Annotated in this window: 8 protein-coding genes and 1 pseudogene; 4 read left to right on the plus strand and 5 right to left on the minus strand. The window is 75.4% G+C overall.

All coding sequences use genetic code 11. The annotated features are described in order from the left end of the window. Positions 1 to 278: 278 nt before the first annotated feature. The 3 genes from D476_RS0109830 to D476_RS0109840 all read right to left on the minus strand — a co-directional run bounded on the left by D476_RS0109830 (position 279) and on the right by D476_RS0109840 (position 3293). The gene (locus D476_RS0109830) at positions 279 to 869 is read right to left on the minus strand and encodes an NADPH-dependent FMN reductase (RefSeq protein ID WP_017623778.1); all 591 of its coding nucleotides are present in this window, start codon (positions 867 to 869) and stop codon (positions 279 to 281) included. A 244-nt stretch (positions 870 to 1113) separates the two neighbouring features. Continuing rightward, positions 1114 to 1911: a phytanoyl-CoA dioxygenase family protein gene (locus D476_RS0109835; RefSeq protein ID WP_017623779.1), complete on the minus strand. Its 798-nt coding sequence runs from the start codon at positions 1909 to 1911 to the stop codon at positions 1114 to 1116. Between the two features lie 158 nt (positions 1912 to 2069). Continuing rightward, positions 2070 to 3293 (minus strand): cytochrome P450, encoded by a 1224-nt coding sequence (locus D476_RS0109840; RefSeq protein WP_152529297.1) that lies wholly within the window; start codon positions 3291 to 3293, stop codon positions 2070 to 2072. 333 nt (positions 3294 to 3626) lie between these two features. On the opposite strand from D476_RS0109840, the gene D476_RS0109845 reads away from it, so the two are divergent. Continuing rightward, positions 3627 to 4265, plus strand: a complete 639-nt coding sequence (locus D476_RS0109845) for an NADPH-dependent FMN reductase (RefSeq protein WP_017623781.1) — start codon at positions 3627 to 3629, stop codon at positions 4263 to 4265. Between the two features lie 103 nt (positions 4266 to 4368). Further along, positions 4369 to 5967, plus strand: a complete 1599-nt coding sequence (locus D476_RS32730; RefSeq protein WP_017623782.1) for an MFS transporter — start codon at positions 4369 to 4371, stop codon at positions 5965 to 5967. A gap of 88 nt (positions 5968 to 6055) precedes the next feature. On the opposite strand, the gene D476_RS0109855 is transcribed toward D476_RS32730, so the two are convergent. Together D476_RS0109855 and D476_RS32735 are read right to left on the minus strand one after the other, a co-directional pair. Then, the gene (locus tag D476_RS0109855; protein WP_017623783.1) at positions 6056 to 7162 is read right to left on the minus strand and encodes a nucleotide disphospho-sugar-binding domain-containing protein; all 1107 of its coding nucleotides are present in this window, start codon (positions 7160 to 7162) and stop codon (positions 6056 to 6058) included. A 94-nt stretch (positions 7163 to 7256) separates the two neighbouring features. Next, positions 7257 to 8708, minus strand: coding sequence for an alpha-L-fucosidase (locus D476_RS32735; RefSeq protein WP_338036237.1), 1452 nt, complete (start codon positions 8706 to 8708; stop codon positions 7257 to 7259). 243 nt (positions 8709 to 8951) lie between these two features. Between D476_RS32735 and D476_RS39660 the strand changes: the two are divergent. Further along, positions 8952 to 10049 (plus strand): annotated as a pseudogene (locus tag D476_RS39660) (AfsR/SARP family transcriptional regulator); the annotation flags it as partial. A gap of 355 nt (positions 10050 to 10404) precedes the next feature. Beyond that, on the plus strand, positions 10405 to 12165 hold the full coding sequence (locus tag D476_RS39665; RefSeq protein ID WP_275041545.1) for an ATP-binding protein: 1761 nt from the start codon (positions 10405 to 10407) through the stop codon (positions 12163 to 12165). The last annotated feature ends 96 nt before the right edge of the window (positions 12166 to 12261 follow it).

Genomic DNA, 12261 nt, shown 5'->3' on the forward strand with positions numbered 1-12261 from the left:
TCTTGCCGGGCGGCGCCGGGGTGCGGACCCGCGTCCCGGCGGCGCGAGCGGGACCAGTCTGCGGGCGGGCCGGGGCGTGTGACGAGGGAGTCCGGCCGGTCTGTGTCACCTCAGGGACGCGGTTCCGGGGGCAGGGAGCGGGGCCCTCCCTCCGGGGAGCGGCGCGGGGCGGGCGGCGAGGGCGGCGGTTCCGCGGTCCCGCCAGGGGTGCCCGAGCACGGACCGGGCCGCGCTCCCCCAGGGGAAGCGCGGCCCGCCCACGGCCGGGACCCGGCGCCTCAGGAGACGTAGGGGCGCTTGGCGCGGGCCTCCCGCAGCCCGTACGCCCACCAGGAGAGCTGGTCCAGGAAGTCCTTGGCGGCCGTCTCGGCCCCCTCGGTGTCGGTGGGGCGCCCCTGGTCGTCGAACTTGTCCGGGAAGTCGGCGAAGCTGATGGTGTTGCGGATGGTCGTCGCGTGCAGCTCGTTGAAGACGGTGCGCAGCTGCTCCACCGCGTTGAGCCCGCCGCTGATCCCGCCGTAGGAGACGAAGCCGACCGGCTTGGCCCCCCACTCGTAGAAGAACCAGTCGACGGCGTTCTTCAGGGACGCCGGGTAGCCGCGGTTGTACACCGGCGTGACCACGATGTAGGCGTCGGCCGCGGCGAGCCGGGGAGCCAGGGCGGTGACGGCCTCGGGCATCTCCGCATCGTGGTCGTCTCCCGGAAGGACGTGCGGAAGGTCGGCCTCGGCCAGGTCGATCAGGTCGGTCTCGATGTCGCCGCGCTGGTCGGCCACGGAGGTGATCCAGCGCGCCGGCGTCGGTCCGAACCGGTCCTTGCGGGTGCTGCCGATGATCACGGCGACACGGAGGCGGTCGGTCTCCGTCATGCTCATTTCCCTCGATCTCTCGGGCACTCTCAGGGCACGGGCGTCCGGGACGGCCGAGCCGCGCGGCCGGTGCCCGGTCCCCGGACCGCTCGGCGGGGCCCACGACGGCCCCATTGTGTTCGTCCGGTAGCGCTCCGCCATAGTGGCGGGCTCACCCGTGCGGGTGTGAATCCGTCATGGCCGCCGGGCGCACGGCCGGACCGCCCCGCCGGGGCGGCCGGACCGCGCGCCCGGCGGCGCGCCGTCAGGCGCCGGACCGGGCGAGCGGGAACCGCTCGCCGAGGACCTGCTCGCCCGGCTTCAGACCGCCCAGGTCGTCGTCGGGGAAGAGGTAGCTGTAGACGAAGTTGGGCCGGTAGACGGCTTCGGCGTCCATGTAGATCGAGGCCAGGGAGACGCGGGTGGTGTCGGTGTCGTTGGCGCCCGCCGAGTGGATGACCCGGGCGTGGTGGAAGTGCACGTCGCCCGCGCGCATCGGCACCGTCGTCCGCTCCTCCCAGGCGAAGTGCGGCCACCGCTCCAGCGGGGACATCCCGTCGTCGTCCTCCTTGGGCGTGACCAGCTTGTGGGAGCCGGGGATGAACGACATGCAGCCCCGCTCCACCGGCACGTCCACCAGCGCCACCCAGGCGGTCAGGGTGATCGGCCGCCCCTCGATCGGGTGCGAGGGCTCGTCGTGGTGCATCGGGGTGGGAGCGGACCTCCCCCCGGCCGGCTTGCGGAACAGCTCGCTCTTGAACAGCCGGAGCGGGGCCCCGGCCAGCCGCTCGGCGACCGCGGTGACCTTCGGGTGGAAGGTGAGCCTGCGGGTGACCTCGCTGCGCAGGCCGGCGTCGGGGACCCAGTCCATCGCCAGCCCCTCGTCCTCCTCCCACAGCTCGGTCTTCTCCCGGGCGAGCTGCCGCTCGGCGTCGGCCAGCTGCTCGCTGACCTCCTCGGGCGTCAGGAGCCCGGGGACGTTGATGAAACCCCGGCTCCGGTACAGCTCGACGGCGTCGTCCGAAATCAGGGCGTCCGTGTTCTGGTCGTTCGCCACGGTCATGGGGTTCCTTCCCGGTCGTGATCTCAGGGGCGTCCGGCGGGACGGCCGGCGCGGCCCCGGGGCCGCGCCGAAGGTGCTGCGGCGGCGCTGCGGCGGCGCGTCCGGGGCCCACTGTCGGCATCGGCGCGGCGCCGCCCCACCGGAGAGGCGGGGGTATGTCAGGTCCGCGCGGGCTCCGCGGCGGCCGTGACGCGGACGGGCAGCGACTTCACGCCGCCGAGGAAGGCCGACCCCTTGAACTCCGGCTCCCCGGCCGCCTCGATGGCCTCGGTGCGCTTCAGCAGCTCGGTGAAGAACAGCCGCATCTCCATGCGGCTGAGCGGCGCCCCGATGCAGTGGTGCGGGCCGTGCCCGCCGAAGGAGAGGTGCCGCCCGGCGTCCTCGCGGGTGACGTCGAACCGTTCGGAGTCGGCGAAGACCTCCTCGTCCCGGTTGGCCGAGGGGTAGGAGAGCATCACCCGCTCGCCCTTGCGGATCCTCACCCCGGACACCTCGGTGTCCTCCTGGGCGGTGCGCAGGAAGTGCCGCACCGGCGAGCTCCAGCGCAGGATCTCCTCCACCGCGTTGGGGATGCGCTCGGGCTCCCGCCGCAGCAGCTCCAGCTGGTCGGGGTTGCGCAGCAGCTCGTACATGCCGGTGGCGATGGCGAACGCCGTCGTCTCGTACCCGGCGTCGGCGATGAGCATGTAGTAGGTCGTCAGGTCGGGCTCCTCCAGCAGCCGCCCGCCGACCCGCCCGTTGGCGATCGCCGAGGACATGTCGCCGTTGGGCCGCGCCCGGCGGTCCGCGGTCACCCGGCCGAACAGGGCCAGGCAGTCCTGCCAGTTGTCCCACGCCTCCTCGGGCTCCTTGTCCCAGGCCATGGTCTGGGTGGCCCGGTACATCTGCGGGTAGTCCTCGTCCGGCAGTCCCAGGATGGACAGGATCATCCGGAGCGGGAACCGGGCGGCCACGGCGTCGACGAAGTCGCACTCGGGCCCCTGCGCCAGCAGCTCGTCGACGGACTGCCGGGCCAGTTCGGCCGCCCGCGGCTCCAGGTCGCGCATGTTCTTGTACTTGAACCACCCCTGCGCGATGGCCCGGTGGGCGCGGTGGTCCTCGCCGTCCCGGTGCGGCAGGGGGCACAGGTCGCCCTCCGCGGTCTCCGCGGGGGGCTCGGCGTACTCCAGGATCGGCCCCGGCCGGTTGGTGAACAGGGCCGGACGGCTCTCGATGGCGGTGATGTCGGCGTGCCGGGTCACCAGCCAGAACGGGAGGAAGTCGCCCTCCACCCAGACGACGGGCTCCTTGCGGCGGTACTCCGCCAGCATCGCGAACATCTCGTCGGCCCGGGTCCAGCAGGAGTCGTCGGCCAGCGCGCTGGGGGTCATCGTGCTCGTCACTGTGCACCTCGCCTAATCACCGTGCGTGCGATCGGTGGAGCCGCGCCCGGCCGCGCCGCCCGCCGCGCCGGTCGCGGCGGGCGGGCCCCGGNGGGCGGCCCCGGGCCGCGGCGGCTCGGTCGATCGGCGGATCGTCGACGCCCGCACCCTGGCACCGTCCCGCACCGGCGGCCAGCGCGCCCGCGCGGAGTTCGTCAGGTCCGCGGCCGGGTTCGGCCCGGTTCGGAGGGGCCGTAACCGGACCCGAACGGTTTCCGAACGGCGGCCGCGCACACTGGCCGCGACAGGCGGGGGACGGCCCCTGCACGGATGCCCGCAGGGAGAGGGGGCGCGATGGCCGAGAGCCCGCTGCGCGTGGCGGTCATCATCGGCAGCAACCGCAAGGGGCGGTTCGGCCCGGTGGTGGCGGACTGGTTCGCCGGACAGGCCCGGAACCACGGGGCCTTCGAGGTCGACACCATCGACCTGGCGCAGGCCTGGCTGCCCGACGTGCTGACGGCCGACGGCGACGAGGTGCCCGGGGCGGTGCGGAGCCTGGGCGGGTGGCTGCGGGCGGCCGACGCGTTCGTGATCGTCACCCCGGAGTACAACCGCGGCTACCCGGCCGCCCTGAAGAACGCCATCGACTGGTACGGGGACGAATGGCGGACCAAGCCGGTCGGCTACGTCTCCTACGGGGGCTCGGCCGGCGGGCTGCGCGCGGTGCAGGCGCTGCAGCCGGTCTTCACCGAGCTCTACGCGGTGAACGTCCGGGAGACCGTCAGCTTCCACAACTACCCGGACCGGTTCGACCCGCGCGGCCGCCCCACCGACCCCGCGGGCTGCGAGGGCAGCGCGCGCAGGCTGCTGGACCAGCTCGCGTGGTGGGCGCGCACCCTCCGGGACGGCCGCGCCCGCGCGCCCTACCCGCAGGGCGGCGGGTCCGGCCTCGAAGAGCCCGGCGGCCGCGGCCGGCCCGCGGCCACGCGCTGACAACGTGACGAGAAACGGAGAAGCCATGGCAACCCCAGAACCGTCCGCGGCGGCGCCTCGGGAGGAGGTGCGGGCCGGACCGAAGGAATGGGCGGGGCTGACGATGCTCGCCCTGCCCACGATGCTGCTCAGCCTGGACCTGACCGTGCTCTACATGGCCATCCCCCACCTGGGGGGCGACCTGAACGCGAGCAGCACGCAGCTGCTGTGGATCATGGACATCTACGGCTTCGTGGTCGCCGGCTTCCTGATCACCATGGGAACGCTGGGCGACCGGATCGGGCGGCGCAGGCTGCTGCTCATCGGCGCGACGGCGTTCGGCGTCACCTCGGTGATCGCCGCCTACTCCATCAGCGCGGAGATGCTGATCGCGGCGCGGGCCCTGCTCGGGCTGGCCGGTGCGACCCTGATGCCGCCGACCATGGCGCTGCTGACCGTGATGTTCAAGAACCCCAAGCAGCGGGCCATGGCGATCGGCGTGTGGCTGACCTCCTTCACCCTGGGCGGGGTGATCGGCCCGGCCGTGGGCGGGGCGCTGCTGGAGTTCTTCTGGTGGGGCTCGGTCTTCCTGCTGGCGGTGCCGGTGATGGTGCTGCTGGTCGTGGGCGGGCCGCTGCTGCTCCCGGAGTACCGCGACTCCTCCGCCGGCCGGCTGGACCTGTTCAGCGTGGCGCTCTCGCTCGGCACCATCCTGCCGTTCGTGTACGGGCTCAAGGAGATCGCCAAGGGGGGCTTCTCGCTCCCGGTCCTGGCGGCCGTCGCGGTGTCCCTGCTGATCGGGTGGGCGTTCGTGCGCCGGCAGTTCGTACTGGAGAGCCCGCTGCTGGACATGGCGCTCTTCCGGAGCCGCACGTTCACCGGCGCCCTGGTGGCGCTGCTGCTGGGCATGGTGGTGCTCTACTCCTTCACCTTCCACTTCACCCAGTTCCTCCAGCTCGTGCAGGGGCTGGACCCGCTGGCCGCCGGGGTCTGGTTCGTCCCGCTGGGCATCGCCAGCGTGGTGGGGGCGATGGGCGCCCCGATGCTGGCCAGGAGCGTCCCGCCCGCCCGCCTGATCGCCTTCGGCCTGGTCCTGTGCGCGGCGGGGTTCGTGTCGCTGACGCTGATGGACGCCTCCACCGGGCTGGCGGTCTTCATCACGGGCTCGGTCGTGGCGGTCCTGGGCGCGCAGCCGATGCTGGCGCTGGGAACCGACATGGTGGTGGGCTCCGCGCCGCCGGAGAAGACCGGCTCGGCCTCGGCGATGTCGGAGACCGGCGGCGAGTTCGGCGCGGCCATGGGCATCGCGGTGTTCGGGTCGCTGAACGCGGCCGTCTACGGTGCGCGCATCGACGGGCTCATCCCCGAGGGCGTGCCCCAGGACGCCGCGGAGACCACGCGCAGCAGCTTCACCGGGGCGCTCTCCGCGGCCGAGGGCCTGCCCGCCGACCTGGGCGGGGAGCTGGTCGCCGCAGGCCGGGACGCGTTCGTGTCCGGCATGAACGCGGTCACCGGGGCCAGCGCCGCCGTGATGCTGGCCATCGCGGTCGTGGTCGCGGTCGTGCTGCGGCACGTGCCGCCGCTCGGGCAGGAGGAGCAGGCGGAGCAGGAGGCCGACGGGACCGGCGCCGCGGACGCCGCGGCGGAGGGGGCCGATGAGGGCACGGACGGCGGTACCGGAGAGGGCCGCGCGCCCTCCGACCCGACCGGGGCCCGGAGCTGAGAACGGCGCTGCGCGGGCCGGCGGGCCCGCGCAGCGCCGAGTGCGCCCTCGCCGGGCGCGGGCCGCGCCCGGCGACGGCGTGCCCGGGTCAGCCGCCGACCAGCTCCTCGATGGCGCCGACCAGCGCGCCGGGGTGCGGCTGGGCGGCGTTCTCCGCCGCCAGCTCCTGGGCCCGGCCGCGGTACCCGGGGGAGGAGAGCAGGTCGCGGCAGCCCTCGACGATGTCCTCCGGCCGCTGCCGGTCCTCCTCCAGCATGATCCCCGCGCCGGCCTCGGCCAGGCGGCGCATCTCCACGGAGGAGACGTCCTGGATGGCGATCAGCTGGGGCACCCCCGAGGCGATCGCGGTCATGTCCGTGGCGCCGCCGCCGTGGTGGACGATCACGTCGCAGGTGGGGGCCAGCACGTCGAGCGGGATCCACCCGGCGCGCACCTCCGGCATCCGGGTGCGCAGCTCCTCGGCCACCGGCTCCGGCGCGGCGACGACGACCTCGACGCCCAGCGCGGCGACGCCCTCGGCCAGCGCGTGCAGCCGGTCCCCCTGGAAGACGCGGCTCCCCCCGGTGATGGCCACCCGGGGGCGGTCCCCCCTGCCGTACATCCACGGCTCGACCGCGCGCTGGGGGTTGGCCGGGACGAAGCGCATCGGACGCGCCCCGGGCGCGCCGCCGGGGCGCAGGCTCGGCGGGCCGACATCGATCCGCAGGTCCGGTTCGGGGAGCCGGTCCAGGCCCAGGTCGTCCAGGACCGGCCGGAGCACCTCCAGGGCGCCGGGGTGGTAGATCGAGGCGTCGCCGCGGTCCCACTCCTGCAGGACCGTCGGTACGCCCAGGTGGTGGGCCAGCAGCGGGGCGCCGTAGAACATCGGGTTGCCCACCACGACGTCGGGCCGCCAGTGCTCGGCCATCTCCAGCAGCGGCTTCAGCCCGTCGACGGCGATCTCGGCGTACACCCGGCCGGCCGCCCGCGCCGCCCCGTCCGGGTCGGTGGGCATCCCGGCCATGAAGGCCATGACGTCCTCCAGCGCCAGCGGCGAGATCCGCACCGCGGGCAGGCCCACCGCGGTGATGTCCGGCAGCACCCATTCGATGCCGCCCATGAAGACCTCGTGCCCGGCGTTGCGGACCGAGGTGGCCAGGGCGGCGTGCGTGTAGATCGTGGCCGGGCTGTTGCCCGGCAGGAACAGTGCTCTCATGCTCGTCCGAACCTCTCGACGCGTGAACGGCGCCGCCGGTCGGGCGGCACCGTGTTCCCTGGTGTTCTGGTCGGGGCGGGGCCGGGGCCGGGGGTCATCCGGCGCCGTCCGCCGGGGGCGGGCCGGTCGGCTCGACCGCGCCGGCCGGGCCGATGCGCACCGCCATGGCCGGCTGCGGGGCCGGGGCCTCGGGCAGCTCGACGGCGACGCCGTGCGGGGAGTCGCTCCAGGGCAGGGGGCCGGGGCGGCCGACCTGCTCCACTCGGGCCCCGCCGTGCAGCCTCAGGTCCAGCCCGAGGGTGCGGGTCCGCGGGGTGCCGAGCACGATCGCGTACAGGTCGTCGCCCTTGCGGGTGTAGCGGGTCTGCACGCCCTCGTCGGTCATTCCGTGCACGGTGCTCCACGGCCGGGTGCCGCGGATCGCCTCGCCGTGCTCGCCGAGCCAGGCCCCCAGGGCGAGCAGGCGCTGCGACTGCGACCAGGGGACGGCCCCGGCCCCGGTGGGGCCCACGTTGACCAGCATGGTCCCGCCCCGGGCCACGATGTCGACGAGCGCGTGGACGAGGGCCTCGGGGGAGATGTGGTCGGCGTCGGTCTCCTCGCGGTTGAAGCAGTAGCCGGTGCTCAGCGGCCACACCGCCTGCCACCGGCGCCCCTCGGGGCCGACCGTGGTGCCCTCCGGCGTGGCGTACCCGCAGGGCAGTTCGCCCGAGGTCTGCGCGGGCAGGTCGAACCGGTCGTTCACCAGCCCCTCGGGGACCTGGGACCGGTACCAGTCGAAGAGCGCCGGGAGGTCGGTGCCGGGAGGGGAGACGCCGTAGTCGTTCCACAGGGTGACGGGGCGGTACCGGCGGACGAGCTCCTTCCAGTGGGAGACGAACCGCTCCCGGTACTCCTCGTCCCGGGGGACGGCGGCCAAGGCCGACTCCAGGTCGCGCACCGGCGGGTGGGAGGTGGCGAAGTCCCAGGCGCTGTAGTAGACGCCGAACTCCATCCCGCGTGCGCGCACCTCGGCCGCGAGGTCGCCGACGGCGTCGCGCTCGGACTGCCAGCCGTCCACGCGGGGGTTGGGGTGCTCGCTCGGCCAGAGCAGGAAGCCGTCCTCGCCCTTGGCGCAGAACACCACGTACCCCGCCCCGGCCCGCTCGAAGAGCTCGGCCCACGGGCGGGGGTCCCACGCGGGCAGCGTCTCGTCCCGGAAGCGCTCCACGAAGGCCGAGTAGGGCAGGTCCCCGTAGTGCAGGGCGTGGTGGCGCGCCACCGCGCTGCCGGGCAGGGCGAGCGCGTTCTGGTACATCATCGCGTCGCCGTCGGTACGCCACCAGCCCGGGTTCGAGGCGCGCTCGAAGACGTCGCCGTCGGCCACCGGGTCGGGCACATGCGCACGGCGCACCGGTGCGTAGGCGGGGATCGATGCGGCGCCCCAGTGGATGATGACGCCGAGCTTGGAGTCGTCGAACCAGGCGGGGCCGCCCGGGGCTGAGTCGTCGGTCATGGACGGGTCCGTTCGCCGATCGCGTTTGGCCTCCGGAGGGCCCCGGGGCACGACGAGGCGATGCTAGGTACCGCACCGGCACGGCCCGTTTTCCCGAACGGCGACTTTGTCACCTTTCCCCCCCGGGGCTGCGGGAAGGGGAGGCGCCCCCGGTCGGGAGTGACCGCGGGGAGGGGCGAACGGTTAGATTGGTTGCGTTTCGGAAGTCCTCCGGACCGCGCGGACCACCCGCACGACCGCTGTGAAAGGGGGCGGGGGAACGGCCCTTTTCCGGGCGCGTCCTCCGATCGGCTGATGCGATTCGGAATACTCGGGCCGCTGGAGGTGTGGACGTCGGCCGGGCACCCGGTCCGGGTGCCCGAGCTGAAGGTGCGCTCCCTGCTCGCGGCCCTGCTCGTCGGCGAGGGCAGGCCGGTCTCCGCCGACCGCCTGGTCGACGGCCTGTGGGGCGGCTCTCCCCCGGGCAGGCCGGTCGCCGCGCTCAGGGCGAAGGTCTCCCAGCTCCGCCGCGCGTTGGAGGACGCCGAACCGGGCGGGCGCGGGCTGGTGGCCTTGGGGCCCTCCGGCTACCTCCTCAAGGGCGGCCCGGAGGTGGTGGACGCGGACCGCTTCGCCGAACTGCTGGCGCGCGCCCGTTCGGCCCGCGGTACCGGGGCCCGGGCGGCGCTGCTGGCCGACGCGCTGGCGCTGTGGCGCGGCCCGGCGCTGGCCGACTTCGCCGACGAGGACTTCGCCCGTCCGGCCGTCGCCCGCCTGGAGGAGATGCGGGTCGCCGCCTTGGAGGAGCAGGCCGAGGCCCGGCTGGCCCTGGGCGAGCACCACATGGTCGCGGGCGAGCTGGCCGACCTGGTCGACGCCCACCCGCTGCGCGAGCGCATGCGCGCGGCCCACATGCTGGCCCTCTACCGCTCGGGGCGCCAGAGTGAGGCCCTGCAGAGCCATGCGGACCTGGAGCACCGGCTCCGCGCGGAGCTGGGGGTGGACCCCGCGGCCGAGACGACCCGCCTGCGCGACGCGATCCTGCGGCAGGACCCGTCGCTGGACGCGCCGGAGCCCTCCGCCGGGCCGGTACGGGGCGGGACGAACCTGCCGGCGCCCGTCACCGAACTGGTCGGCCGCCCCGGCGCGGTGGCCGAGGTGGCGGCGCTGCTGCGCGGCGAGCGCCTGGTGACGCTGACCGGGCCGGGCGGTGTCGGCAAGACCCGGCTGGCCACCGAGGTCGCCTCGGTGCTCCAGGGCGACTTCCCCGATGGGGTCTGGACGGTCGAGGCCGACGGGGGGCTCCGCCGGACCGACGTGTCCGGGGAGCCCACCGCGTCCGCGGTCGCCGAGGCGGTCTGCGAGGTGATGGAGCTGCGCGACCCGGTCCCGGCCGTGCGGGACCGGGAGGACGCGGTGGACCGGCTGTCCGAGGCGGTGCGCGGGGCCGAGGTGCTGCTGGTGCTGGACGGCTGCGAGCGGGTGGTCGGCGGGGCGGCCGAGCTCGCCGGGCTGCTGCTCGGGCGGGCGCCGGGGCTGCGGGTGCTGGCGACCGGCCGGGAGCCGCTGGAGGTCCCGGGCGAGCGGCTGTACCTGGTGCCGCCGCTCGACGTGCCGGAGCCGGGGGCGGGGACGGAGGAGGTGCGCGCCAGCGGGGCCGTGGAGCTCTTCGTGCGGCGCGCCGCCGCGTCGGCCCCCGGGTTCGCCCTGGACGAGGGGAACGCCGAGCGGATCGCGGCGGTCTGCCGCCGGCTGGACGGCCTNCCGGGTGCGCGCGCTGGGCGTGCACGCGCTGGCGGAGCGGCTGGACGACCGGTTCCGCCTGCTCACCGGGGGGCGCCGGGGGACGCCGGAGCGGCAGCGGACGCTGCGCGCCACCATCGACTGGAGCTGGGAGACGCTCGGCGCCGACGAGCGCCTGGTGCTGCGCCGCCTGGCGGCGCACGCCGACGGGTGCGGCCTGGCCGCGGCCGAGGCGGTGTGCTCCGGGGACGGGGTGGCCGCCGAGGACGTGGTCGACACGCTGGGGCGGCTGGTCGCGCGGTCCCTGGTGATCATGGTCGACGGCGCCGAGGGCCCACGCTACTGGCTGCTGGAGTCGGTCGCGGCCTACTGCGCCGAGCGGCTGGAGGAGGCCGGGGAGGCGGCCGCGCTGGCCGGCCGGCACGCCGACCACTACACCGCGTTCGCCGAGCGGGCGGCGCCCTACCTGTACGGGCCGCAGCAGCGCACCTGGCTGCGGCGGCTGGACGCCGAGTCCGCGAACCTGCGCACGGCGCTGGACACCGCGGTCCGGGGCGGCGACGCCGCCCGGGCCGAGCGCCTGGTGGCGGCCCTCACGTGGTACTGGTGCCTGCGCGGGCGGCTGCGGGAGGCGCAGCGGTCGCTGGCGGCGGCGCTGGCGCTCGACGGGGCGGGCCGCGGCGGGACGCGTGCGGACCTTCAGGTGTGGGCGGCCGGGATCGGGGTGCTGACGCGTACCGGGCCCGACCCGGTCGGGCAGGCCCGTCGGGCGCTCTCCTCCGGCCGCGGGGCCGGTCCCCTGGAGCGCGCCCGCGCCCGCTGGTTCCTGGCCACGGCGCTGTTCGCGGTGAACAAGAACGGACTGGGCGCGGAGCTGATCGAGGAGGCGCTGATCGACTTCCGGGCGCACGGCGACCGGTGGGGCACTGCGGCCGCCCTGGCGCAGCGCACCTGGTACGGGCTGTTCGCCGGGGACCTGGCCGGTGCCGCCCGGGACGGGGAGCAGAGCCTGGAGTACTTCCGGGAGCTGGGCGACCAGTGGGGGCTGGTCCAGGCCGGGGACGCCCTGGCCACGCTCGCCGAGATCACCGGCGACTACGGGCGGGCGGAGCGGCTGCACCGGGAGGGCCTGCGGATCGCCGAGGGGCTCGGCCTCTGGCACGACGCCTCCTGGAAGTACTCCGGGATCGGCAGGATCGCCCTGCTCAACGGGGATTATCGGGCGGCCCGGGAGTTCCACGAGCGGGGGGTGCGCACGGCCGAGGAGCACTCCGACCACTTCGGCCGGCGGTACGCCGAGCTCGGACTCGGGCTCGTCGCCCGCCGCGAGGGCGACCTGGACGCGGCCGAGGCGCACCTGCTCCGGCTGCGGGACTGGATCGGCGGGCGAGGGGGCGACAGCACCCTGGCGCTGATCCTGGCCGAGCTGGGGTTCGTGGCCGAGCTGCGCGGCGACCCGGAGGAGGCGCTGCGCCTGCAGACCGAGGGGTACGCCGCCGCGGGGGCGTCCGGGGAACCGCGGGCGGTGGCGCTGGCCCTGGAGGGGCTGGCCGGGGCTAAGGCGCTGGCCGGGGAGCACACCGAGGCGGCGCGGCTGCTCGGCGCGGCCGCGGCGGTGCGGGAGGGGATCGGCGCCCCGCTGCCCGCGGCCGAGCGCCGGGACGTCGACCGGGTGGCCGGGGCGGTGCGCGCGGCCCTGGGGGAGGCGGGGTTCGCGGCCGAGGCGCGGGCCGGGGCCCAGACGGGGCCGGAGGGGCTGGTGGGCCCGGGGGCGCGGGGCCGCTGACCGGCCGGGGCGCCGGGGAACGGTGCTTTGTTCGGGACCTCTGGCTGTTTGCGGACAAAATGGAATAGTAGGGGCGGGGCCGACTGCGGTAGCATG

Origin of the sequence: Nocardiopsis chromatogenes YIM 90109 (assembly GCF_000341185.1) — a bacterium.
Lineage (GTDB): Bacteria > Actinomycetota > Actinomycetes > Streptosporangiales > Streptosporangiaceae > Nocardiopsis_A > Nocardiopsis_A chromatogenes.